The sequence below is a fragment of the Bradyrhizobium manausense genome (genome assembly GCF_001440035.1).
Classification (GTDB): Bacteria; Pseudomonadota; Alphaproteobacteria; order Rhizobiales; family Xanthobacteraceae; genus Bradyrhizobium; species Bradyrhizobium manausense.
On the sequence record NZ_LJYG01000077.1, the window covers coordinates 1 to 23,424 of the forward strand.

Sequence of the window (23,424 nt, forward strand, 5' to 3'; positions counted from 1 at the left end):
ACGGCACGGCGCAACGCAATTTCACCGACCCGGAGAGCCGCATCCTGAAGACCAAGGACGGTTACATCCAGGGCTACAACGCCCAGGCCGCGGTCGATGGTGCCCATCAGATCATCGTGGCGCAGACGCTGACCAGTTCCTGCAGCGATCAGGCGCAACTGGCGCCGTTGCTCGACGGGATCAAGGCCAATTTGGGGACCAATCCCGACGAAGTGTCGGCCGATGCCGGCTACTGCTCCGCCCCCAATCTTCGCACGATGAAGCGGCGGCGCATCGAGGGCTACATCGCCACCGGGACGCAGAAGCACGGCACCACGTCCGCCACCGCGAAAAAGGCTTCAAGAGCAGGATCGCTGATCGCCAGGATGAGCACCAAGCTCAAGCGCGCCGGGTACCGAAGTCGCTACCGCTTGCGTAAGCAGATCGTCGAATCCGTATTCGGACAGATCAAACAGGCAAGAGGGTTCAGCCAATTCCTGCTACGCGGCCTCGACGAAGTGAAGGCCGAATGGGCCCTGATCTGCACCGCACACAACCTCGTCAAGCTAGCGAGGGCCGCATGAGCGGCTATCATTAGGATCAAATCCCGGAGCTAACGGGACAGGCTCCTAGGTGGTCTGGCCACATCAAGCTAGCGCCCCGCCGCGGCCCTGCTCCCCTCTTCGGCTTCATTCTGGAGCTGGTCATCTATGGAGAACGGGCTAATCGTAGTTCCGCACACAAGAACTGCTTATTTGTGCGCTCTGAGCCGGGCAGCATTGTTCAGAACGGTGTGTTGACCGTGGAGAGCTTGGCCAGGCCGACACTCGAAAAGCCGATACCGACTCGCCCTGATCTTTGTGAGCGCCTCGCGCGCTTAAACTGAGGAAAACGAGGGACGGCTCTGGCAAGCGCCCATCAGATTAGGTAGTCCCCGCGAGCCGCGATCTGCCGTATTAGCCTATAGAGATCATTGTGCGCTTCTTCGCTATGAAGAAGCCGCGTGGCAAGATTGGAACGCGCAGTCAATCCGTTAGAGATCTCACGTCCACTTTTGCAAATGCGACGAGGCCGCGATGGGAAAGAGCATCAAGCTTTCGTTTGAATTCGATTTTCCCAGTACGTCGCGATGCCACTCCAACAGCGAGACATATCCAACGTTGTCGCCTGATCGCTCGCGGATTAAGTCGGGTGAGGCATATGGCTTGGGGGGAGAGCTGGCTCCGGAAATCTGGACAGGGCGATAAGTGGAGTTTCTGCCTGACGGCGGGCAAGATTGTCCCGCGAATCAGGAGAGACGATGAGCAAGCGAGCCCGCCGGTAGCACGCACCGGCATTTAAGGCCAAGGTGGCGTTAGCGGCGATCTAGGGCGAGATGACGCTGGCCCAGCTGGCTGAAAGCTAGAGCGTTCGCCTGATCGGTTCGATTCCGACGCAGCGAGGTCGGCGGTGCTGGTCCATGACCACGACCGCGATGGTTGCTCAGTTCCTTCAACGCGGCTTCGATCCGGGCGTCGCAGGCAGATGCCTTCTGGTGGTAGGTGTCGTAGAGCGCAAGTGCCTGCTCGAGCGCAAACAGATGCTCGGCGCGGTAGCTCCCGGTGAGCGCCTTCGCAATCGTCTCGGCACTGGAGTGGCAACTGTAGTGGCGCAAGCACGCCAGCGCCTAGGGATCGCGCTCGCCGGCAAGGATCGCGCGTATGATACGCAGGCCGGTCGCGCCGGTGATGTCGGCGACGACGTGGCTGAGCTGAAGATTCATCTCCGAAGGCCTTCTGCATATGCTGGATGTGTGAGGCCGCGTACTCCAGCAGACGCTCGCGCTAACGCACGTAGGCTCGCAGTTCGGCAATCTGCCCTTTGGGCTGAAAGCTGGCCCGCAGCAACCCGAATGAATGGAGCCGCTGCAGCCATTGCGCATCGCTGACATCGGTCTTACGCCCCCGGCACGTGCTTGCCGTCGCGCGCGTTGACAAGAAACACGGTAAATCCCCGGGCATCGAGAAGCTCGAAAATCGGAATCCAGTGGACGCTGGTCGATTCCATGACGACGGTCTCGACGCCGCATTCCGTAAACCAGTCGACCAGCCGATGCAGATCGGCCGTGAAGCTACCGAAACTGTGGACTGGCTCCGGAGCGCGATCTGCCCTAACGGCCGCCATATGCATGGTGGCGCCAACGTCGATGGCAGCCGCGTTCGGGTGCACCATCGGCATCTTACCGCCGTCCTTCGACTTCGATCTTTTGAGATTCATTTGTAGCTCCTCCTGACTCCGGCGGAAGGGCTGGGCTGCGCAATTCATTCAAATTCCTAAACGGGACCGCCGAGATGGCGTCACCACTCTCAAGTGCGCAACAGCCCATGGACCAGGTTTTTTGACGGGGTCACGTGCCACCAAAATCGTATCGGCCGCTCCCTTCCGGCCGCAGTCTAGCGGTTGCCCGTTTCTATCCCACAGGGGGCGCGCAGCGCCCCGCTCAGTTTTTTAGAAAGGCGTGCTCAGCAAAGCCGGCCTGCTGAGCGCAAAGCGATGATCGACCGTGAGCACGACCTGCCGATCACGAAACAGGCGGAAGTTTTGAAGATCAGCCGTGGCAGTGTCTATTATCTACCACGTCCGGTGTCGCCCGCCGACCTCGCGATCATGCAACGGCTTGACCGGCTGCATTTGGAGTTTCCTTTCGCCGGTTCGCGAATGTTGCGAGACCTGCTAGCTGCCGAGGGGTGCAAGATCGGCCGCCGGCATGTCAAAACGCTGATGCGGCGGATGGGGATAGAGGCGCTCTACCGCCGGCCGCGTACCACCAAGCCCGAACCCGGGCACAAGATCTATCCGTATCTGCTGCGCGGAGATCACACGCCCGAACCAGGTCTGGGCGATGGACATCACCTACATCCCGATGGCGCGGCTTCATCTATCTCGCGGTGGTGCTCGACTGGTTCACCCGCCGGGTGCTGTCGTGGCGCGTCTCGATCACGATGGAAGCCGCATTCTGCGTCGAGACTCTGGAGGACGCTCTCGCTCGCCATGGCAAGCCGGACATCTTCAGCACCGACCAAGGCTCGCAGTTCACGGGCGGCGCGTTCACCGGCGTGCTCGCCAGGCATGGCATCGCCATCAGCATGGACGGCCGGGGCGCCTGGCGCGACAACGTGTTCGTCGAGCGGCTGTGGCGCAGTGTCAAATACGAAGAGGTCTATCTGCGCGCCTACGACACCGTGTCCGACGCCCGCGCCTCGATCGGCCGATACCTCGCCTTCTACAATGGCCGGCGTCCCATTCGAGCCTTGACGGCGGCACCCCGGATCAAGCTTACTTCAGCCCGCTGCCGTTCCGCGCGGCAGCCTAACTCTGGCAGAAGCTCCATTTATCGACGCGGAATTGCTGTTCAGACAACCGGGGCCAGCTCTAAGGTCGGCCACGGGACCTTCGCTGTCATGCCGCTCTTCACCTGATCGAGCGTCATGTGCTCGCGGCCGGGCGCCTGCATGGCGACAACACCACCATCCGCATCCTGGCAAAAGGTAAGTGCGTGACCGGGCGCATCTGGACCTATCTCCGCGATGACCGCCCCTTCGCCGGACCTGCGCCGCCGGCGGCGGTTTATTACGCCTCGAGCGACCGACGCGGCCAGCATCCGCAGAAACATCTGGCCGCCTTCACCGGCATCCTGCAAGCCGACTGCTACAATGGCTTCGAGCCGCTGTTCGACCCGCAGAAGAAGGTGTTGCCGATCACGCCGGCATTTTGCTTAGCCCATGCGCAGCGGGGCTTCTTCGAACTGGCTGACATCGAGAAAACCCTCCGGGAAGGCCAGAAAGGCAAACCGATCTTCCCGATCGCGTTGGAGGCGGTCAGGCGCCTCGACGCGCTGTTTGAGATCAACGGCCGCAGTGCGGACGAGCGGCGTGCCGTGCGCCACTCCTCGACGACATGCACGCCTGGTTGCGGCGTGAGCGCGAAACCCCCTCGCGCTCCTCCGAGGTCCTGAAGCCCATGAATTACATGCTCAGGCGCTGGGACGACTTCGCCCGCTTCCTTGACGACGGCAGGATCTGCCTCAGCAACAACGTGGCCAAAAGAGCGTTGCGTGGCATCGTATTGGGCAGACGTAACTGGACCTTCGCCGGCTCCCAGCGCGGCCGGCGCCATACGGATGTTTGTGGCTGGATGCCGGCCACATAGTTCAAGCCGAGATCTGTGATGCTCGTACGCAGATCGGTATCAGCACCATAGCCGGCGTCCATCAGCACTACGCCACGCGGCAAGCCCCCTGCACAGGCCCAGCGCAATTGCTCAAGCGCGATGGCCGGCTTGGGTTTGAAGGTAATCTCCTTGGGCACACCGGCTTTGCGCCGACGCGGACGGTCGGTCGCCCACTCCTTGGTAGATAAAGGCGATACGCCACCGGCAGGCTCGCGTGATGGGAGTGTCTGAAGTGAGTTGCGCTTCGCGCATCGGTGCTATTTCGAGTTTTCAATGTGATCTCCTGGAGTCCTTTTGGACAAGAGGGGACCAGCCAGGAATGTGCCGCCACGAGATAAACGACGTAGCAATCAAAGGGAGAAGGCAGAAGCGATCACCGCAAGGAGCATGAAATTGCCAGCGGTCGTACACAGTTTGCGGCGTCCTGCCGCATTCGGGCGTGGCGGGCCAGCCGAGTCTTTGCCGTTGACGTTGACGATGGCTGGTGGTCTGGTCTTTGGCTAAGCGTATTTTCGGGGTGTTCTCCACAAGCACGAACCATCCGATCCGGCTCGCACTGATAAAGGAGTTGTACAGCTGGAGATTAAGGAGGTCATGACGTTAGAGACGTGACTCCGAGCTCAGACATTGACCGTCGATCCAGCCGTATTCTCATTCGCTTCGGAATGATGCTGCGAAGTCAAGACCGGCTGCGGCACATGGTTTCAGCCACAGCCTTATCGAAGATTGCCAGACCTTCATTCAAAGTCTCGCGGTCGATCGTGAGTGCGGGCAAGAATTTTACAACCTGATTATCCGGTCCGCATCGTTCGATCATTAATCCTTTTTCGAATGCCTTACGTGTGATCGTGTCCGCTGTTTGCGCCGCAAGGCAATCAAAACCAAACACCATGCCGCGCCCCCGAACAGCGAAACGATTTCCATATCTAGCTGCAATGGCTAGAAGTTGGTGATGTAAAAAATCCCCTGTGCACTTGACCTGTTGTGCGAAGAATTCATCGCGCCAGTAGATGTCGATTGCCGCGGTTCCAGCGACAAGAGCGAGGTTATTTCCGCGAAACGTTCCCGCGTGCTCTCCCGGTGCCCATCCATCGAGTTCGTCCTTTATCAACAGCATTGAGAGGGGGAGACCATAGCCACTTAATGATTTCGACAGCACGACTACATCGGGCGATAAGCCTGCAATCTCGAAGCTAAAAAAGTCGCCCGTGCGACCACAGCCCATCTGAATGTCATCGATTATGAAGAAAGCGCCAACATCTTTCGCGATCGTCTGCACCGATCTCAGCCATTGCTCGGACGCGACATTAATTCCACCTTCTCCCTGCACAGTTTCTAGCAGAATGGCAGCTGGGAGATCTACTCCACTGCTCTGGTCCATCAATGCAGTCCTGAGGTGCTCAGCGGTATTCACGGTTGGCCCTAGGTAGCCATCGTATGGCATGAAAGTCACGCCGGATAGAGCAGCGCCTGCGGGTTTGCGATAGAAGCGGTTGCCGGTTGCTGCAACGGCTCCTAAACTCAGCCCATGATATCCGCGAGTGAAAGAAATAACGTTGTGACGTCCCGTACCTTTGCGCGAAAGCTTTAGCGCCGCTTCAACAGCATTTGCTCCCGTTGGGCCGGTGAACTGAAGGCGGTATCTCAAGCCGCGGGCTTGCAGGATAGTTGAGTTGAAAGTCTCCATAAAGTTGATCTTCGCAGGAGTCGCCATATCGAGTGCATGGACGACGGCATCCGATCCGAGATAGTCAGTGATGGCGGCTCTTATCGCATGATCGTTGTGTCCATAGTTCAGCGCCCCCGCGCCAGAGAAGAAGTCAATGATTTTTTGCCCGTCATTCGTCAAAATGATCGATCCGCGGGCTTTGCTGAAGATTGCGGGAAACACGCGAGAGTATGATCGAACGTTGGATTCTAGAGCTTCCAATGTTTTTAGGTCTTGAAGGGTCGCAGCGGCGGTGTTCATGATGGCTTTCCCAGCGAGTGAGTGCATCAAAGATCAGGCAACGGCTCAGAAAGGGCGCGGCGTTTCTGCCGAAGAATAGTAGGCCCTCATTTATCTGCCGAAGAATAGTAGGCCCTCATTTAGCCTGAGAGCCTGCATTCACGAAGCTACCAACGCTGGTGGCCTCGCACTCACGTGACGGCACACCGCTCCTGTAACAATACGTGGTGATTCGCTGTTTACGCGTACAGCTTTGAGTACAGGCCGCAACCTTTTGGACGTCTTCGAGACCGAGCAGTATCTGCTCCTCGGGAATCGTCTCGGCCTTCCGGCTAAAGCGACGACGCTGCAGCCCTTGATGATCTGGCGCAGCCACTCGCTTTCGCTCCGGGCCACCGTTCACCCCGGGAGTGCTTTGCATCACTCAAACCAGCCGAGTGTCCGGTCTAACGGGGGAAATGAACCGCCCCGGGTTTGCCGGAGGCCATTTGGTTTAAGTTATGCCGCCATGGCGGGTTGTTCCAGCATGGCGTAATAGCGTTGCCCGGCTTCGGCCGGCGGAATGTTGCCGATGGGCTCCAGGAGCCTTCGGTTGTTGAACCAATCGACCCATTCCAGGGTCGCGAACTCGACGGCCTCGAAGCTTCGCCACGGCCCACGCCGATGGATCACCTCGGCCTTGTAGAGACCATTGATGGTTTCGGCGAGCGCGTTGTCATAGGAATCTCCGACGCTGCCGACAGAGGGCTCCACGCCAGCTTCAGCCAGGCGCTCGGTGTATTTGATCGAGACGTATTGGGCGGATTCAAGCGGTCGTCGCAACACCAGTTATTTTCACTCATGATAGCAAGTCGTCAAGCGCCTCCGCGGGCGTTTTCCAACCCAGTGTTTTTCTCGGTCGAGCATTGAGGGCTGCTGCCACAGCGGATATCTCGTCGGCGCTGTGGATGCTCAGGTCTGTGCCTTTCGGGAAGTACTGCCGCAACAAACCGTTGGTGTTTTCGTTAGTGCCACGCTGCCAAGGGCTTTGCGGGTCGCAGAAGTAGACCTGGATACCCGCATCGATCTTGAGACGATCGTGCTGAGCCATTTCGGCTCCCTGATCCCAGGTTAGCGAGCGGCGCAGCTCTTCGGGCAAAGTAATGATGGTGCGCGTGATCGCGTCGCGCACGGCTTCGGCCCCATGTCCCGCGAGGGCGGGCCCGTTCTTCGCGCGCGGAGCTTCGCCATGCCCCGCCAACCGTGGAAGGTGCAAGAGCATTGTGAAGCGCGTCGTGCGCTCGACCAGCGTGCCGATTGCCGAGCTGCCAAGACCGAGGATAAGATCTCCCTCCCAATGTCCCGGCACTGCTCGATCGGCCGCTTCGGCGGGGCGCTCACGGATCATGATCTCCGGCGAGACAAAGCCCTTGCCTCGCCTGCGTACGCGCGCTCTGGGCATCCGTAACACACGCCCTGTTCGCAAGCAGGCCGTCAGCTCACGGCGTAGCGCCCCACGGCCCTGAACAAAGAGGGCTTGATAGATAGCTTCGTGGCTGATGCGCATCGTCTTGTCGTCCGGGAAGTCGATCGGCAAGCGTCGGGCAATCTGCTCAGGGCTCCAGGCTTTGGCCCATCGCCGATCCTTGCGCGGCCCATGCCGGCGGCCCTTCCACGGAGCGGCGGGACCAGGAACGGGAGCGCCGCTCGGAGCCACGACGACACCGGCAAGTCGCTCTTCCACATAAGTGCGCAAGGTGGTGTTGAGCGCAAGCTTGGTCAGCTTCGGACGACGGGCCGATCGATCTGCATGCCACTGGGCAGTCGTCGCCCGGTACTCCAACCCGCCGCTGCGGGTGGCCGCATTGCGTCGCAGTTCACGGGAGATTGTCGAGGCAGCTCGCCCGAGGCGGCGCCCAATCTCCTGTATGGAATGGCCCTGCACCTTGAGGAGCGAGATCTCCTCGCGCTCTACCAATGAGAGGTACCGCCCAGAGAGCGGCCTGGCCGAAGATCTGAACATCGCTGGTGGCATGCGGCCCGCTGCCCGCTGTCGATCTCGGCCTTCTTGACCCAGTCATGAAGTGTCTGCGGTGTGCAGCCGATCTTGGCCGCAATCGATGTCACTGCCGCCCAGCGCGAAGGGTGCTCGCCGGCGTGATCCAGAACCATCCGAACCGCACGGTCCCGGACCTCAGGCGAAAACTTGTTCGTCGTCTTGCTTGTCATGGCTCCATCCTCCCAGGAGTTGAAGCCTCCGGCAAACCCGGGGCGGTTCAAAACCCCAGTTTCCAGTCTCCCGCAGAGTCACTAAAGCGACGTTTTCAGCACGTCTACTAACACAGGGTTTCGGCTCCGTGTGCTTTATGACAATGGCGCACGAATTGTCAGGTTCAAGCCAGCGGTGTTCTTGAGAATACCTCTTTAGGAAAGGAACAGCCAGTTCAGATACAATCAACGCTGGCATGAGGATTGCTCTTCAGAGAGGCAATGGGGAAAGCCCACTCGGCGGCAAGATCGTCACGCTAGCATTGATTGGTATTTTGGGGCGATGTTTGCCTACTCAAGCGATGGCAATGGTTGCCTCAAATACCTTCGACGCTCCGGTTGTGCCGCTATCTCAATGTCTGTTGCTAGTCGAGATAGGAGAATTGCGATGAGACTGCTCATACTCACAGGCCGTCCAGATTGCTTAGGTGAAAATGATGTACCCATCGGTAACGCATTCTGTCGTTTCGGCTGGGAAGTGATTTTCGGCGAAATCACGGCTATCGGGTCAGAAGACCATCGTTATTTTACACGCGGAGTCTTGGTGGCGCCAAGCGGAGAGCCACACCAGCTTGGCTCCGCAGCGCAGGGGACAAGAGGCATCTATTTCATCGACGAATGCCAGCTCGTCTTGTTCAACGGCGGGGTGCCCTCTAGCATCTCCCATGATGTATGGCAAATGCTGTGGCTGGCCTCGCAACATACTCCCTTCGTTAACAGCATTGAAGGTACGTTATTTCTAGAAACAAAACATGCATTGGGTCTCGTCGTGCCGAAAGAGCATAGAGCATTTGCATATGCATCGAATGAGTTCTCTCTACTTTGGGAACGCTATCGGCAGAGCCCCGATCGCTGCTGGGTTGCGAAGCCGCCAAACGCCTATTGCGGACAAAACGTCTTCTTGCTGCCTCCCAACGGACCAAATGTTCGAGCGATCTTACAATGCCTCACTGGAAACGCTGACGCGCAGAGTAGATTCGGTCGTCTCACCGAACGCGATTCTCTTGTGAAGCAGCACCAGTTCCAGTACGGCCCGGATGGTTTTAAGGCTCAATACGCTATTCTTGAGCACTTCATCTCCGAAGTGGCGCAGGGCGAAAAGAGGGTCATCGTTGCCTGCGGGCGGGCAGTTGCCTGGCACGGCCGGAAAGCGTCGCTGGATGATCACAGATCAAATATCGCGCAAGGAGGAAAGCCAATTCCAGTCGAGTTGCATTCCAACGAGGTTGAACTCGCCGAGTTAGTCGGTCGGAAGCTGATGGACTATGGCATCAATTTCGTGGGGCTTGATATGGCTTACCCTTACATAATAGACCTTAATCTTACGAATCCGGGAGGGCTATACGATGCAAAATTGGCCTCGGGGCTGGATCAATCGGATCAGGTAGCAAAGCTCATGATGTCCCACTTTCAGAACCAGTAGGAGCTATGCTAGGTTGCCACCCATGTGAGCTGGCCCCGGTTGTCTGAACAGCAATTCCGCGTCGATAAGTGGAGCTTCTGCCAGAGTTAGTCGTCCGTGAACAAGCCTCTAAGCGATTGAGCGGGAGTCTGTTTTTCGGATGCGGAGGCATTTGAGATTGCAGGGATTGGGAGCTTGAGAAGCCCAAACCCTGCAATTTCGTTTTATGGATTTCCCTTCGCTGCGGACCATGATTCTGTGTTGCATCGGAAGGGGACGATGCGGCCGAAGAAGCATAAGACGACGGGATCGAACGATCTGTTCCGGGCACGGCTGGACCAGATCATCAACATGAAGCACGAGCTGGTTCTGCTCGCTGGCAAGGTCGATTGGGACTGGATCGACGGCGAGATCGCGCCGCTCTACAGCGAGAACGGCCGGCCCGGGATCGAGACCCGCTTCGTGATCGGGCTGCTGTTGCTCAAGCACATTTACGGGTTGTCCGATGAGGGGGTCTGCGAACGCTGGGTCCATGACCCGTATTTTCAGTTCTTCACCGGCGAAGAGTTCTTCCAGCACGTCTTCCCGCACGAGCGTTCGGACCTGAGCCACGGGCGCAAGCGGCTCGGCGACAAGCTGGAGCTTTTGCTGGCCGAGAGCCTGCGGGTGGCACACGAGGCCGGCGCGTTACGTGGCCAAGACCTCCAGCGGGTCACGGTCGACACCACGGTGCAGCCGAAGGCCATCACCTTTCCGACCGACGCCAAGCTGCTGCATGCGGCCATCAATGGCCTCAACCGCCTGGCGAGAAGACACGGCGTCAGGCTGCGGCAATCCTATTCTCGCGTGGCCAAGGCCGCCGCGATGATGGCGGGCCGCTACGCCCATGCCAAACAGTTCAGGCGGCATCAGCGGCAGTTGCGTATCTTGCGCAGCCGGCTGGGCCGGATCATCCGCGACATCCGCCGCAAGATCGGGGGCCAGCCTGCACTGGAGGAGGCGTTCGCCCTCCCGCTGAGCCGAGCCACCCAGATCCGCTCGCAGCAGCAGCGCCAGCGCGGCTGGAAGCTGTATTCCTTCCATGCTCCGGAGGTCGAATGCATCGGCAAGGGCAAGGCCAGCGCACCTTACGAGTTCGGCGTGAGGGCCTCCATCGTCACCAACAACCGCCGGGCTCCCGGTGGCCTGTTCGTGCTGCACGCCAAGGCGATGCCCGATAACCCGTACGATGGTCACACCTTGCGGGACGTCCTTGACCGCACCGAGACGCTCACCGGCTGTTCGATCGAGCGGGCCTATGTCGACAAGGGATACCGCAGCCACGACACACAAAATCCCCGTCGCGTCTTCATCTCCGGCCAGAAACGCGGCGTCCTCGGTGTCATCAAGCGCGGGCTGCGCCGCCGCTCCGCCATCGAGCCCATCATCGGACACCTGAAGACCGAACGTCACCTCGGACGCTGCTACCTCAAGGGCCGCGCACGAGATGCCGCCAACGTCATCCTCTCGGCCGTGGGCCACAACTTGTATGGGGTGTCTCCTGTCAAGAGCTCTTAGCAATTCTTCTCCTTGCGCCGCGGGTGCGTTGTGTGCAGCAAGTTCGGCAAATTGATCGTGGAGGCCTGCGAAGCCATCCCCTCGGAGCCGCCGTCGCTCGCTTGCCCCACGCGCAGCGCTGGCGAGCGACGGCGGCGGAGAGGGGTGGCCCATCCTCTTGGTGGGCCTGAGCATGACAGGCGGGAAGGCACGGACCTCGACGATCACCTTCTTCAAGCCCGGATGGTCATAACGGATTACGACCTCCATTGCAGTGCGACTGAGAGACATTCCGAGGGAGAGCTTGCAACATCCGGCGGCCATCGCGCCGCGTACTTGTATGCGGTCGAACGCAATCTTCGACCATGATGCAGCAATGCGCATCTCAAGCGAAGCTCGGGCAGCGGGCCCATTCTTCCGCGAGGTCATATGGACCAAGTTGTGGCGCGGGTCACCGCCACCTCGGAGTATCAGGGTTTAGCGATTGCTCGCCAAGCCCCAATTGAGGTGTTCCGTCCCGCGTTCATTCTGCGGGGCGTAACTTGATCCCTACAGGTAGTTCGCCGCTCGTCGTCAGGCGCCAGAACGCAATGAGCAATTTACGCGCCAGCGCCACGATCATCGTCTTGCGCATAACGCCGCGCGCGTCGGCCGGGCGAGTACGGAACCATTGGGCCAATGCGCTATCTTTCTGGAAAAGGAGAAAGCGCCAGGCCAGTTGGATCATCCCACGCCGTACCCGGGCATTGCCAGCGCGCGCAAGGCCCTTCTCCCGTCTTCGCTTGCCGCTCTCATCGGGAGCGCCCGTGAGGCCAGCGTAACGCGCGACCGCTCTGCGATCTCTCCATTGCCGGGAGAGGATCTCATGCACGAGCATGTCCGCTGTTTCGATTCCAACGCCAATGATCCGCGCCAGCAATTTGACCATCGCGTGCGCCGCTCTCGTGAACCTGCAAACGCTGTAATCGAGCCGCCTCGATCTCCCTGATTTGCTCCCTGACGAGGCGAACGGCGGGCCATGTCCCGGCGCATCTCGGCGACAGTGTTGGGCGGCAGAGGCCCCCCTTCCGGCGTGCGCAGCGTCTCGAGCCGCTTCGACGCATAGCGCAGCGTCGGCTTGAAGTTGCGAATACCCAGGCGAACGAGACATGCCTTCATTCGATTGACAATGCTGGTCTGTTGGCTGACAAGGTTCTCACGCTCGCGGTTCGGACGTCGGGCGTCTTCTTCATCGAGACTTGGGATTGCCGCCATTTGGCAATGGTTCGGCTCGCCGCGCAGCCAACCGAGAAGTGCGCGCTTCAAATGCTCGGTGTCGAGACGATCGGTTTTGGCCCGCCGGTGCTCGCGGGGGACGGCGACGCTTGTCGAGTGGATAACGAAGGCCTCGAGGCTACGAGCCCGCAGCCACCGCGCCAGCCAAAAACCATCGCGACCGGCCTCAAAGGCGACCGCTATGCGTGTGATCGCATGCCCAGCGTTTGCGGCGCCTCCTCGCGCCAGCGGTGTAGCAACCGGAGCAGCGCGTCTTCGTCGGCGCCAACCTTCTTCAACGGATGACGATCCAATCCGGGGACGATTCCAGCGACGAGCCAGCTTGAGAGGCTCATCTCAATGACCGCGATCAACGTAGTACTCTGTTCCAGGACCGTGGAAGATCGGCTGAGGTCGTTTGGCTTTTGCATGGGGTGCTCCATTGCTCATGACCGGCCTCAATACTCTCACGGCTCTGCCGGTCACCCCATAGTATCTTCCGCCGTATCCTCGCCTGGGCTCAGGAAGCTCTTGCGCCTTTATCCTGATCGTCCTTGGCGCCCCTTCGCAAACCCAATCGTCCTCAACCCCGCTTGTTAACGGACGACTACTGCCGATGCGGTCCAGGACGTCTGCGAGCTAGTACCCACGTTTCTTGGAATGTGAGTCGTGATTCAAGGTCGGGATGATACCCGAAGCAAGAGAAGTCCGCCTTTCGAGGAAAGATCGCAGGGAAGCCTCAACGAGTATGAGCTGGACCTTTTACGACAACGCTCGCTCTCGGCACGCTACGAGAAGGATCCGGACCGGCGTGTGCAGGACGCCATTACGCTCGTCTTCGACAAGGTCGAGGAACTCGGGACCGCGCGACAGGCGCTGCTGTGGTTCCATGAGCACGGTCTCGACCTCCCGGTGAAGCAGTCGAACGGCGACACGATGCGCGGCTGAAGAAGCGCATCCTCCGTACCCTGATCCATGAGGTCGTTGCCGATATCGATGACGAAGCATCCGAGATCGTTCTCGTCGTGCATTGGGCGGGCGGGGTTCACAGCGAGATGCGGCTGCCGAAGCTTCGACGTAGGCAGCGTAAATGCACCTCCGACGACGTCATCGCGGCCATTCGGCAACTGGTGCTGATCGCCAGCGACGACTTGATTGCGGCCTGCTCAACCGCAACGACCTCAAGACGGGCAACAGCAACCGTTGGACCCGCGAGCGAGTCACAACCACACGATCTTAATCATCGGATACCCGTCTTCTGGCGGGCCGAGGATAGCGTCGAGCCATGGCTCAATCTCTTCGACGCCGCCAGGCTTCCAAGGTCGCATCCAAGATGCTGCGCTTGGCCGCAGTAGCCGGTCAGATCGAAGCCGCCCACCCTCTGCCGGATGGGCCATGGATCTTCGCGCGCGGCCTTGACCACGGATGCCGCCACATCCATCACCGAACGAGCGCGGCAGAACGCAAGATACCCCGCAGGATCGCATCCCAATCAGCAAAGTCTCTTCTCTTCAACAACATAGACAAATGGGTGCTCTGATGCGCGGTTGTGGAAGGCGATCCAGGCGGCATGCCGGCATGGTCCTCGCGGCCGTCGGCGTAACCTTTGAGATAGATGCTTGAGCGAGCGCCACAGCCGCTCGATGAACAGGTTCCAGCGGCCGCGGTCGTCCATCGAGATGCGCACGTCGGCTGCCATCGGCGCGCCGGTGAAGGCTGCGCTGGTGAATTGGCTACCTTGGTCGGTGTTGAAGATCTCCGGCCACCCGAAGAGGGCAAAGGCTTCCTGCAGCTTCTCGAGAGAAGGACACCTCCATCGGGTTCGATAGCCGCCACGCCAGCACCGCCCGGCTCGTCAAGTCCATGATCGCCAAGAGATAAAGGAAGCCGCAGCCGATCGGATGTAGGTGATGTCGGCGCACCAGACCTGGTTGGGGCGCTCGATCGCCAGGCCCCAGCAGATTGCGGAAGATCTTGTGCCCCGGCGCGGCTTGCTGGTGCGGGGCTTCGGCACGAGCGCGTCGATCCACATCTTGCGCATCGCCGACCACCGTGCCTCCAGCGCGATCTTCGCCTTCGCCGCGTCAATCCTCCGTCTCGTCCTCTGCGTCATTTTTCGCTCCATCAGTTGCGACGGAACGGCCCAAAATCCAATTAGTCAACCGGTCCGATTTTCGGGGTCCACTTCGGTCCCTGCGATGTCGGCCAGTATACGTCATTGTAATGAATGAGCCTGATTTTGGGAGCTCGTCGATGGTGCAGAGATCAATGCGATGATGGCACGGTGCTTGCTTGAACGATGTGGGCGCGAGTGGATGAGAGCAAAGTGGTGCTGGCGCGTCACGCGCGCGTTGCCACTGGTGCAGAAAGGTAAGTTATGAATGCAGAGCTGCTCTACCTGTCCGGCGAGGACATCAAAAACTCGAGGATATCATCTCGGCAGGCGCGTGATGCCATCGTGGCGGCGTTTCGTGATTATGCCGTAGGAAAAGCCGTTGCATTGCCAAAGATAAGCATTGACACCCCTTCCTCTTGGTTCAGTTCGATGATCTCAGTATCCCAGGCCTACGGCATTGCTGCAACCAAATGGGTGGCGATTGCGTCAGACAAAGAGAGTATGGGAAGAACTAGAGTGAACGGGTTGATCTGCGTGAGTGACTACAAGACCGGGAGCCCCTTTGCTGTCCTCGACGGAAACTACATCACTTTGATTAGAACCGCGGCGACATCCGCAGCTGCAGCAAGTTATCTCGCACCAGAGCTGCCCGAAAGTATTGGTTTGGTTGGCTGCGGACTACAGGCCCTCAGTCACCTCGACGCGTTCGTCGACTTGCTTCCATCACTTCGCAAGGTCTATCTCTTTAGCCGGAGCTCTCGGTCTGCCGAAGCAGTTGCTGCGGCTGCGGCCGAAAAACACCGCGAGCCGATTATAACCGCTGATCCGGATATGCTGGTGAGAAAGAGCGATATTGTGATATCTATGATTCCGGGTGCGTCAGATCTAGAGTCTTTTCTGGACGCGCGACTGCTCAAGTCTTCGTCCTTCGTTTCAGCAATCGATGGAGGCAGGAGCTGGCGATCGGACACGTTAACTAGTTTTGACAGGCTTGTCACAGACAGTTTAGAGCAATCGTTGTCGCCGGTTGACGCAGCCGGTCGTCCCCTCAAGCACATCGTATTTAATGAAGACCTGCGCCATCTCACGAGTGGCTCCTCGGAATCCCATTTGCGCAAGAGGACATTATTCGCATTCCGGGGCTTTGCAGTCGCCGATTTGGCTCTTGCTGATCTAGCGCTCCGACAGGCGCGTGCTCTCGGAATTGGAACAACTCTGCCACGCTGAAGCAGGAGCCGGAATATAAGCCTCTTGGGGCCTCGTTGGAGAGGTATCATTTAGCAGCCTGATGGGACGAGACACATCAGTGGCGAACACGGAGATGATGTGAGCCGTCAGCAGAAAAGGCAACGCGGACGATTGCGCCCTAGTCAAAGCAACACCACGCTACAGCCAAGTCCCGCAATCCGACGAGACGCCGCCGCAAGTTTTCTTAGGCGTTTTGGGGGAGCGCGCAGTCGTGCTCTGTCAAGCGATAGCATATTGATCATGTCTGACCGACAGCTCGACCGGGTACGCGCTAATCCGTCCGCCCTTCATGTGCGGTTCCGTGTCCTGCGGCTCGTAGTTGCGGTCTTAAGGACAAGCATCCTACAGCTATTTGCGATAGGTACAATGTCCTGTGCGGCAGCAAAGCCTAGAGAATGCTCGATAGAGCCGGCCCGCGACGAGCCTGGCTCTGTCAGCTTTGGCGGGAGCTATCTATGACGGCTGATCGATCAGTTACACTTCGTACGTTCGTTGACGCGCATAAGTTCAGAGGTCCGCTCCCGGGTGCCCGGCTAATTGTTCTCGGTGCGGTGCATGGAAACGAACCCTGCGGCTCAATAGCCATCGAGCGGATCCTGCAAGAACTCGCATGCGGAGAGTTGGAAATCATTGCCGGCCAGCTCACGCTTGTGCCAATCGCCAATCGTCTCGCATATGAACGCGGCACTCGCAACGGCGACCGCGACCTGAATCGCAACTTCGCGCCGACATCCACTCCAAGCGATAATGAAGACTTCATAGCGAATGAGTTGTGTCTGCTGCTTGCTGAACATAGCGTCTTGATCGATATACACTCGTTCAGTTCGCAAGCTAGCCCAATGGTGCTTCTCGGTGCGGATAGCAGCGCACGCGATCCACAGCCCTTCGCGTTCGCATGCCATGAGGAGGCGTTGGCTGCACATCTTGGAGCCAGCCGGGCGCTATATGGATGGCTAGCCACCAATATGCAGCGGGCTCACAGGCGCGGCAGCTCAATTCAATACTGCAAGGGAACTACCGATTATATGCGGTCAGTCGGCGGCTATGCCGTGACGCTAGAATGCGGTCAACACGCAGATCCTCTTGCTCCAGAACTCGCGTACAAGGCAATCCGTAATGCGCTCGTCCACCTGAGGCTAATAGCTTCGGAAACACCACAGCCTAAACAGGAGATCGAGTTGTTGCGATTGTACGAGGTAATTGATAGAAACAGTAAAAAGGATCGGTTCGCGTATGAGTGGAACAGCTTTGACCGCCTTTGCCTCGGCGACGCGATCGCGTACCGCTCGGACGGCACGGCTGTTCTGTCGCCTGCCGACGGGTTTATCGTATTTCCTAACGCAAACGCCGAGCCAGGCACAGAGTGGTTCTATCTTGCGGAGGCCGATCCGGCGGGCGTGCACAAGCGCCGAGTGTGCTCTAACGGCAAATGATCGTGGTGCCCGCCGCATTTGTGTTCGCGTAATCGAAGCAGCGCGCAGGTGAGTAGCAGGTGTTTGGCAGAGGGCACGGAGGGTGTTCGAGAATCCGAAGCGATGCCGATCGCACCTGGCGACGTTGATAATGACGTGCCTATGCCGAGCGCGGCATAGTGCCGTTTATGCCGCCCGCCGAACTATGCCGAACGGGTTTGGTATGGCACGCCGTTGTCACGCTGGCACTGTCGATCGCGTGCACGGTTGCCCCATTCCATTCGGCATAGTCTGGTCGTTCAGAGCGCCTCTAGGAAGGCGAGCAGGCGGTCGTTGGGCTGGAAGCGGGTTCGCTTGCCGCGCTCGTATGGCTTAAGCCTCGCCAGGGCAGCTTCCTTGAGGGCGAGGTGGGCGTGCAGGTATGTCTGCGTCGTCTCGACCGATTCATGACCGAGCCACAGCGCGATCACGAAGCAGTCGACGCCGGCTTGCAGCAGTTCCATCGCAGCGCTGTGCCTCAGCACGGTACGCATACGACGAAGGCCGCCTAATTGACGCAAGCGCGCGGGCGTGGCGATCTGTAAGATAGCGTTTGGTGAAGGTCAGGCGGCTTGCTGATCGTCGGGCTTGCGGGTTTGGCGCAGAAGCTTCCATTCCCAGGGCAGCAGTTCGTGCAGGCGCGAAGCGGGAAGATCGGCGATGCGGGCGAGGACGTCGGCGAGCCAGGCCTTGGGATCGACGTCGTTGAGACGACAGGTCGTGATCATCGTCAGCATGATTGCGGCACGGTCGGCACCACGCTGGCTGCCGGCGAAGGTCCAGTTGCGCCTTCCCAAGGCGATGCCTCTCAATGCGCGCTCAGCACAATTGTTGGTCAGGCAGATCCGGCCATCGTCGAGGAAGCGGGCGAAGTCGTCCCAGCGCCTGAGCATGTAGTTCATGGGCTTCAGAACCTCGGAGGAGCGCGAGAGGGTTTCGCGCTCACACAACAACCAGGCGTGCATGTCGTCGAGAATCGGCTTACTCTGCACCTGGCGCACAGCACGGCGCTTGTCGATGCTGCTGCCGTTGATGGCGCGCTCGATCTCGAACAGCGCATCCAGACGCCTGACTGCCTCCAGCGCGATCGGGGAGACCGGTTTGCCCTGGCGGCCCTCCCTGGCATTCTTCTCGATGTCGGCCAGCTCGAAGAAGCCCCGCCGCGCATGGGCGAAGCAGAATGCCGGCGTGATCGGCAGCACCTTCCTCTGCGGGTCGAACAGGGGTTCGAAGCCGCTGTAACAGTCCGCCTGCAAGATGCCGGCGAAGCCAGCCAGATGCTTCTGGGGGTGTGCGCCGCGGCGGTCGCCCGAAGCATAGTAAACCGCGGCCTGCGGCGCAGGCCCGGCGAACGGCGGGTCATCCCGCACATACGTCCAGATCCGCCCAGTCGTGCACTTGCCCTTTGCCAGGATACGGATGGTGGTGTCATCGCCATGAAGGCGCTCGGCAGCGAGCACATGGCGTTCGATCAAGTGGAAGAGCGGCATGACGGCGAAGGTCCCGTGGCCAACCTGGTCGGCCAGCGTCGACAGCGGCAAATCAATCCTCTCGGCCTTAAAGCGCACGCTCTGACGGTTGAGCGGGATATGCATGCCAAACTTGTCGAACAGGATCGTCGCCAACAATTGTGGGCCGATGAAGCCACGCGGCGTGGTATGGAACGGCGCGGGCGGCTGGCTGATTTTCTCGCAATCGCGGCAAGTGAACTTCTCCCGCACCGTCTCGATGACCTTGAACCGGCGCGGGATCTCCTCCAGCGTCTTGGTCACATCCTCGCCGACCTTCGCCAGTCGCGATCCGCCGCAACAGGCGCAGGTCGTCGGAGCCTCGATGACGACACGCTCATGTTCGATGTCGTCCGGCCAGGGCTTGCGTACCGGCCGCCTGCGTGTGAAGGCCCCAACTTTCTGTACCTTTGCCGCAGCGGCACGCGCGGCGAACTCATCCTCACTCGCCGTGGTGATGAGTTCTTCGAGCTCCAATTCCAATTGCTCGATCAGGCGCGCCGTACGCTCGGACCGCGGCCCGTACAGTTCGCGTTTGAGCTTCTCGATCCGCAGCTCGAGATGTGCGATCAGTGCTTCGTTGTCCGACAGCTCCGCACGCGCATTGGCGGCATCCGCGACGGCGACATCGCGCTCAACCTGCAACGCTTCACGCTCGGCCAGCAGCGCCATGTAGGCGCTCGCAAGGTCCGATGGAAGGTCGTCCGGCTTCGATGTCATGAAGCCATTGAATCAGATCAAGCGGCAAGTTCAAACCCAAAACGGTTATCCGACCCGCGTCGGACGCTGAGTTTCTTGCGGGGTGCGCCAATCGATCCCGGACAACAGATAGCTCAACTGAGCCGGCGAGATCGTCACCGTTTCACCGCCAACCGATGGCCAGATGAACCTTCCTCGCTCGAGTCTTTTGGTAAAAAGGCATGCTCCCTGGCCATCGTGCCAGATCACCTTCACAAGATCGCTGCGGCGGCCGCGGAAGACAAACAAATGACCGCTGAGCGGGTCTTTGTGTAGCACCTCCTGCACTTGGAGCGCTAACGACGGAAAGCCTCGGCGCATGTCTGTGTAGCCTGTCGCGAGCCACACTCGCGTGCCCGTCGGAACCGGGATCATCGGCGTACCAAAGCATCGATAACTCGACGTAGCGCGTCTCCATCAACGTCGCCATCGACCCGGATCCGGTGCCCGCTACCAAGATCAATCTCGATTATGCCTTGGCTCTTGCGTCGACGCGCCGTCGTCGTCAATGGCGCTTCGGCCACCTCCCGGGGTGGCGCAGACGGCCCAATCTCGACCGGAACGAACGGCGCTATGCTCGCTTCTCCGTGCTTGCAAAGCTCCTTGCGCCACCTGAACAGCTGGCTCACATGAAGCCCGGCCATGCGAGCCACCTCGGAAACATTTGCGCCGGGCTCGAGCGATGCTGCAACAAGCCGTTCTTTCTCATCCTGCGACCACCGGCGCCGCCGCTCGACCGATGTGATCACCTCCGCCCTCGAAATCGTCATAGCGCTTCTCCTAGGATTACCCCTAGGACCTGCAGCTCTTACGTCCCTCAAACAAGACGGCCCTTAGCGGAGGGATACTCAGCACGTGCGGTGACACGCTCTTGGCCTTCAAAGACGGGCAACTCTTGTGAGCGACACGAACATGCTTTCCCAGCAGCGACTGGACGCTGTCGGCACTGAGCCGACTCCCGTGCACGTTGGGGAACAACGCTGTTGCTCCTTTCCGTAACGGTTCCTTGAGCCATGCCTGGAGCGCACACCGAGCGAGTGTGGTCAGCGGAGTGGTCCGCTCCTTCCGCCCTTTACCGACGCATCGTACGTGTGCGTCAGACCCGAGGTGGACAGCATCCCGGTCAAGGCCAGTCAGCTCTGAGAGGCGTAAGCCCGTCTGGGCCGCGACTAGCAGCAAGGTGTGATCACGGCGGCCAAGCCACGTCGTTCGATCGGGCGCTGCGAGAACCGCCTCGATCTCGGGGCGCGTCAGGAAGTGCACCTGTCGCTTGTCATGGCGTTTGCTCGGTATGGCGAGCACGCGCTGGATCAGCGCAACGCACTGTGTGCCGGTTCCTCGAAGGACACGAACCTGAAGAATGATCGGATGGCGGTCAGACGCAGGTTACGCGTCTTCGCGCTGGCGCCGCGCGTTACCTCGAGATCGGTGAGGAACGCACCGATAAACGTTGCATCCAGATCGGCGAGCGTCAGGGCGGATGGGGACTTCCGCAGCCGCACCTGTGCGAACATGAACAGCAGCCGGAACGTGTCCCTGTAGGAGGCGATCGTGTTGCCGCTAACATTGCGCTGGCGCATGAGGCGCTCGGTGAAGAAGCGCTCGATCAACGTGGCGACATTGCAGGCGGGCTTCATGGCGTCACCTCCCATCGCCGATCGAGACGCCGCGCCGCTTCTTCCATCAACTCGGGGCAAGCCGAGAGATACCAGTAGGTATCACGCACGCAGGCGTGGCCGAGGTAAGTGGAGAGCACTGGAACTCGTTGCTCGACGTTCTTGCCTTCGCGATACCAGTCGAGCAGCGTCCGGATGGCGAAGCGATGACGGAAGTCATGCACGCGTGGCCCGGTACGATCACCTGGGCGCCGCAGCCCGATCTCTCTGGACAATCGCCAGAAGACGCGATGAACGTACTGGTGCAGCAAGCGGCCTCCCTGTTCGGCAACGAAGTAAGTCGAGCCGCAGCGTGATCCGGGCATCGCGTCGCGCCGGTGGGCGTAGTCGCGCAACGCGGTTCTCGTCGTCGGATGCAATGGAACGAGCCGCGACTTGCCGAACTTGGTCAGCCGTACCGTCAGCACGCCGGCGTCGAGGTCGACGTCATCACGCCCCAGGCCCATCGCCTCGGATATACGCATGCCCGTCACCGCGATCAGCCCGAACAGGGTATGGTAGGTCCATCGGCGCAGCCCGCCCGCTGGCGGCAAAGCCAGCGCTGCCGCCAGCAACGCATCGATCTCCGCGTCGCTGTAGACATAGGGCTTGGCGCGCTTCCATCCGGGCAGCATGCCGACGGGCGGTACCTCCGTTCTAGGATCGAAGTTGGCGACATGGCGCGCGAACCCTCGCACGTCGCTCAATCGCAGCGCCCAGGATGCATGACGATCGGGCGGCAGCGTTGCCCATTCCATTGCCAGCCTCGTCGTGATGATCCTGGCTTTGCGCTTCTCCATAAAGGCAACGAAGTCGGCGAGCCGACGGGTCTGGTGCGCGTACTTGTACCCCAACCCCTTGCGCATGCTCAGGTACTTATCGAGTACGGCGCGCAGATTGGTCATTGCACGCCTCCCAGCCAGGGCAGGCTCAATGTTCTCAGCGCGTCGATGTCGACCTTCGCGTAAATCCGGGTGGTGTCGTGATTCTCGTGCCGCAGCAGCTGTCCGATCTCCGACAAGGTCGCGCCAGATCGGAGAAGCTCGGTAGCGAGACTGTGTCGGAAGATATGGGCGCCGCGGTGCGCGCAACCGTCGATTCCAACGCGATCGAGGGCGGCCTTGGCGATCATGGTGATCGCACATCCGGAAGCAAACCCGATGTGCGGCGCGAGTGTGCGGACGAACAACCGTCGGCACGACGACTTTGGGCGGCCACTGCGCAGATATGCAACGATGGCCGCGCCAACGTCTGGCGGTATCGACATCCGTGCACGCTGTCGGCCCTTGGCGCGAACGAGTATCTCGCTGGCGCGCCAGTCGATATCATCGAGCGTGAGCGTCGCGACCTCGTCGGCCCGCAGACCGAGCTTGGCCAGCAACAACAGAATGGCGTAGTCGCGCCGTCCCATCACCGTCTCTCGGTCGCAACTGTCGAGAGCCTTCCGCACCTGAGCGGCAGGCAGAAAGGTCGGTAGAGTTGCGAGCTTCCATCGGCGCATCGATGGAACGCAATCCGCCAACGGGCGCGCGTTCAGCCCCCGATGGTGGAGGTAACGGAGAAAGGCACGCAACGACCAGCACATCGCCTTGCCTGTTCCCGGGCTCCAATCCTGGGCATGGCGCTCAACGTAGCGGATCACGTCCTTGGCTGATCTTGCACAGGGCGCTGGCGCCGCCGGAGCACACCTCGTGCAGGAACCTGCGGATGACTGGGAGATGGCGGACGATGGACCTCGGGGCCAAGCCGCGCTCCGATCGCAGGTAGGCATCGAACTCCTTGAAGATCCGTTCGTGCGGGGTGAGAGGCGGTAGCACCAACGGCGCGATCGCGCCTTCCTCGCGCAGCACCGACAGCCATCGCTTGAGCGCAGCTCGGTCACCGGGTTGGATAGACTGCCTCCCGCCTCGATGTCGGAGGTACCGCTCAACGACCTGCTCATCGAGATCGACCAGCTTGTAGCGACGGCCTGCGATCCAACTCAGGAGCCCGCCAACTACGTTGAGGCAACGCCACGCGCCGTGCCGAACGAGCCTCTCTTCGACGAGACGAACGGCGTAGCACTCGACGAGCCGTCCGTGCGGCCCGCTTCTGAGACGCCGGTACAGCCGGCTTCTGCCCAAGTACTCTTCA

General features: G+C 60.0%; 15 protein-coding genes and 10 pseudogenes. 8 read left to right on the forward strand and 17 right to left on the reverse strand.

Features of this window, described 5'->3' with window-relative positions; translation table 11 throughout:
• The coding region (locus AOQ71_RS17595) for a transposase (protein ID WP_157083551.1) at nucleotides 1-563 on the forward strand (563 nt) is incomplete at its 5' end.
• An 898-nt stretch (nucleotides 564-1,461) separates the two neighbouring features.
• Here the strand turns inward: AOQ71_RS17595 and AOQ71_RS50290 are convergent.
• Nucleotides 1,462-2,235 (reverse strand): annotated as a pseudogene (locus tag AOQ71_RS50290) (IS110 family RNA-guided transposase); the annotation flags it as partial.
• Nucleotides 2,236-2,463: 228 nt separating this feature from the next.
• Here AOQ71_RS50290 and AOQ71_RS17605 point away from each other — a divergent pair.
• Together AOQ71_RS17605 and tnpC (AOQ71_RS17610) are read left to right on the forward strand one after the other, a co-directional pair.
• Nucleotides 2,464-3,331: pseudogene (locus AOQ71_RS17605) on the forward strand (IS3 family transposase); the annotation flags it as partial.
• A 117-nt stretch (nucleotides 3,332-3,448) separates the two neighbouring features.
• Nucleotides 3,449-4,167 (forward strand): annotated as a pseudogene (tnpC, locus tag AOQ71_RS17610) (IS66 family transposase).
• Here tnpC (AOQ71_RS17610) and AOQ71_RS45970 read toward each other — a convergent pair.
• From AOQ71_RS45970 to AOQ71_RS43400, 5 genes and pseudogenes are all read right to left on the reverse strand, one after another.
• Nucleotides 4,131-4,405: pseudogene (locus tag AOQ71_RS45970) on the reverse strand (transposase); the annotation flags it as partial. The pseudogenes tnpC (AOQ71_RS17610) and AOQ71_RS45970 sit on opposite strands and share 37 nt — an antisense overlap.
• A gap of 462 nt (nucleotides 4,406-4,867) precedes the next feature.
• On the reverse strand, nucleotides 4,868-6,157 hold the full coding sequence (ectB, locus tag AOQ71_RS17615; protein WP_057748519.1) for a diaminobutyrate--2-oxoglutarate transaminase: 1,290 nt from the start codon (nucleotides 6,155-6,157) through the stop codon (nucleotides 4,868-4,870).
• Between the two features lie 477 nt (nucleotides 6,158-6,634).
• Nucleotides 6,635-6,937 (reverse strand): annotated as a pseudogene (locus AOQ71_RS17620) (integrase core domain-containing protein); the annotation flags it as partial.
• A gap of 37 nt (nucleotides 6,938-6,974) precedes the next feature.
• Complete coding sequence (locus tag AOQ71_RS17625) at nucleotides 6,975-8,150, reverse strand: IS30 family transposase (RefSeq protein ID WP_057748486.1); 1,176 nt, start codon at nucleotides 8,148-8,150, stop codon at nucleotides 6,975-6,977.
• A 5-nt stretch (nucleotides 8,151-8,155) separates the two neighbouring features.
• Nucleotides 8,156-8,344, reverse strand: a pseudogene (locus AOQ71_RS43400) (transposase); the annotation flags it as partial.
• A 427-nt stretch (nucleotides 8,345-8,771) separates the two neighbouring features.
• Between AOQ71_RS43400 and AOQ71_RS17630 the strand changes: the two are divergent.
• Both AOQ71_RS17630 and AOQ71_RS17635 read left to right on the forward strand, forming a co-directional pair.
• Nucleotides 8,772-9,806 (forward strand): ATP-grasp domain-containing protein, encoded by a 1,035-nt coding sequence (locus tag AOQ71_RS17630; RefSeq protein WP_057748489.1) that lies wholly within the window; start codon nucleotides 8,772-8,774, stop codon nucleotides 9,804-9,806.
• Between the two features lie 258 nt (nucleotides 9,807-10,064).
• Nucleotides 10,065-11,309, forward strand: a pseudogene (locus tag AOQ71_RS17635) (IS5 family transposase); the annotation flags it as partial.
• A 535-nt stretch (nucleotides 11,310-11,844) separates the two neighbouring features.
• Here AOQ71_RS17635 and AOQ71_RS50295 read toward each other — a convergent pair.
• Nucleotides 11,845-13,006 (reverse strand): annotated as a pseudogene (locus AOQ71_RS50295) (IS110 family RNA-guided transposase).
• 382 nt (nucleotides 13,007-13,388) lie between these two features.
• On the opposite strand from AOQ71_RS50295, the gene AOQ71_RS49735 reads away from it, so the two are divergent.
• Complete coding sequence (locus AOQ71_RS49735) at nucleotides 13,389-13,523, forward strand: hypothetical protein (RefSeq protein ID WP_283809602.1); 135 nt, start codon at nucleotides 13,389-13,391, stop codon at nucleotides 13,521-13,523.
• A gap of 907 nt (nucleotides 13,524-14,430) precedes the next feature.
• On the opposite strand, the gene AOQ71_RS50300 is transcribed toward AOQ71_RS49735, so the two are convergent.
• On the reverse strand, nucleotides 14,431-14,688 hold the full coding sequence (locus AOQ71_RS50300; RefSeq protein WP_157083557.1) for a hypothetical protein: 258 nt from the start codon (nucleotides 14,686-14,688) through the stop codon (nucleotides 14,431-14,433).
• Nucleotides 14,689-14,952: 264 nt separating this feature from the next.
• On the opposite strand from AOQ71_RS50300, the gene AOQ71_RS17655 reads away from it, so the two are divergent.
• On the forward strand, nucleotides 14,953-15,918 hold the full coding sequence (locus tag AOQ71_RS17655; protein WP_057748498.1) for a hypothetical protein: 966 nt from the start codon (nucleotides 14,953-14,955) through the stop codon (nucleotides 15,916-15,918).
• A gap of 476 nt (nucleotides 15,919-16,394) precedes the next feature.
• Nucleotides 16,395-17,372, forward strand: a complete 978-nt coding sequence (locus AOQ71_RS17660; RefSeq protein WP_057748502.1) for a M14 family metallopeptidase — start codon at nucleotides 16,395-16,397, stop codon at nucleotides 17,370-17,372.
• Between the two features lie 278 nt (nucleotides 17,373-17,650).
• On the opposite strand, the pseudogene AOQ71_RS17665 reads toward AOQ71_RS17660, so the two are convergent.
• The 9 genes and pseudogenes from AOQ71_RS17665 to AOQ71_RS48040 form a co-directional block, all read right to left on the reverse strand.
• Nucleotides 17,651-17,875 (reverse strand): annotated as a pseudogene (locus AOQ71_RS17665) (tyrosine-type recombinase/integrase); the annotation flags it as partial.
• A 78-nt stretch (nucleotides 17,876-17,953) separates the two neighbouring features.
• Nucleotides 17,954-19,618 (reverse strand): IS66 family transposase, encoded by a 1,665-nt coding sequence (tnpC, locus tag AOQ71_RS17670; RefSeq protein WP_057748507.1) that lies wholly within the window; start codon nucleotides 19,616-19,618, stop codon nucleotides 17,954-17,956.
• Nucleotides 19,619-19,663: 45 nt separating this feature from the next.
• Complete coding sequence (gene tnpB / locus AOQ71_RS17675) at nucleotides 19,664-20,011, reverse strand: IS66 family insertion sequence element accessory protein TnpB (RefSeq protein WP_057748510.1); 348 nt, start codon at nucleotides 20,009-20,011, stop codon at nucleotides 19,664-19,666.
• Nucleotides 20,008-20,406 carry an IS66-like element accessory protein TnpA gene (tnpA, locus tag AOQ71_RS17680; RefSeq protein WP_057748513.1) on the reverse strand — a complete coding sequence of 133 codons (399 nt, stop codon included), beginning with the start codon at nucleotides 20,404-20,406 and terminating at the stop codon, nucleotides 20,008-20,010. Before tnpA ends, tnpB begins: the two co-directional genes overlap by 4 nt.
• Nucleotides 20,407-20,428: 22 nt before the next feature.
• Nucleotides 20,429-20,938 (reverse strand): tyrosine-type recombinase/integrase, encoded by a 510-nt coding sequence (locus AOQ71_RS50305; protein WP_430648631.1) that lies wholly within the window; start codon nucleotides 20,936-20,938, stop codon nucleotides 20,429-20,431.
• Nucleotides 20,939-20,946: 8 nt separating this feature from the next.
• Nucleotides 20,947-21,273, reverse strand: a complete 327-nt coding sequence (locus tag AOQ71_RS50310) for a site-specific integrase (protein ID WP_430648632.1) — start codon at nucleotides 21,271-21,273, stop codon at nucleotides 20,947-20,949.
• Nucleotides 21,270-22,196: a tyrosine-type recombinase/integrase gene (locus AOQ71_RS17690; RefSeq protein WP_057748516.1), complete on the reverse strand. Its 927-nt coding sequence runs from the start codon at nucleotides 22,194-22,196 to the stop codon at nucleotides 21,270-21,272. The genes AOQ71_RS50310 and AOQ71_RS17690 overlap by 4 nt, the downstream gene beginning before the upstream one ends.
• Complete coding sequence (locus tag AOQ71_RS48035) at nucleotides 22,193-22,702, reverse strand: tyrosine-type recombinase/integrase (protein ID WP_245316621.1); 510 nt, start codon at nucleotides 22,700-22,702, stop codon at nucleotides 22,193-22,195. Before AOQ71_RS48035 ends, AOQ71_RS17690 begins: the two co-directional genes overlap by 4 nt.
• A gap of 214 nt (nucleotides 22,703-22,916) precedes the next feature.
• Nucleotides 22,917-23,424 (reverse strand): annotated as a pseudogene (locus tag AOQ71_RS48040) (integrase); the annotation flags it as partial.

What these genes read in the sequence shown, in the direction of transcription:
- tnpA (WP_057748513.1), bottom strand. Translation starts at nt 20,406, where the DNA reads ATGACGATTTCGAGGGCGGAGGTGATCACATCGGTCGAGCGGCGGCGC.
- AOQ71_RS17690 (WP_057748516.1), bottom strand. Translation starts at nt 22,196, where the DNA reads ATGACCAATCTGCGCGCCGTACTCGATAAGTACCTGAGCATGCGCAAG.
- AOQ71_RS17625 (WP_057748486.1), bottom strand. Translation starts at nt 8,150, where the DNA reads ATGCCACCAGCGATGTTCAGATCTTCGGCCAGGCCGCTCTCTGGGCGG.
- AOQ71_RS17655 (WP_057748498.1), top strand. Translation starts at nt 14,953, where the DNA reads ATGAATGCAGAGCTGCTCTACCTGTCCGGCGAGGACATCAAAAACTCG.
- AOQ71_RS50310 (WP_430648632.1), bottom strand. Translation starts at nt 21,273, where the DNA reads ATGAAGCCCGCCTGCAATGTCGCCACGTTGATCGAGCGCTTCTTCACC.
- AOQ71_RS48035 (WP_245316621.1), bottom strand. Translation starts at nt 22,702, where the DNA reads ATGGGACGGCGCGACTACGCCATTCTGTTGTTGCTGGCCAAGCTCGGT.
- AOQ71_RS17660 (WP_057748502.1), top strand. Translation starts at nt 16,395, where the DNA reads ATGACGGCTGATCGATCAGTTACACTTCGTACGTTCGTTGACGCGCAT.
- ectB (WP_057748519.1), bottom strand. Translation starts at nt 6,157, where the DNA reads ATGAACACCGCCGCTGCGACCCTTCAAGACCTAAAAACATTGGAAGCT.
- tnpB (WP_057748510.1), bottom strand. Translation starts at nt 20,011, where the DNA reads ATGATCCCGGTTCCGACGGGCACGCGAGTGTGGCTCGCGACAGGCTAC.
- AOQ71_RS50300 (WP_157083557.1), bottom strand. Translation starts at nt 14,688, where the DNA reads ATGACGCAGAGGACGAGACGGAGGATTGACGCGGCGAAGGCGAAGATC.
- tnpC (WP_057748507.1), bottom strand. Translation starts at nt 19,618, where the DNA reads ATGACATCGAAGCCGGACGACCTTCCATCGGACCTTGCGAGCGCCTAC.
- AOQ71_RS17630 (WP_057748489.1), top strand. Translation starts at nt 8,772, where the DNA reads ATGAGACTGCTCATACTCACAGGCCGTCCAGATTGCTTAGGTGAAAAT.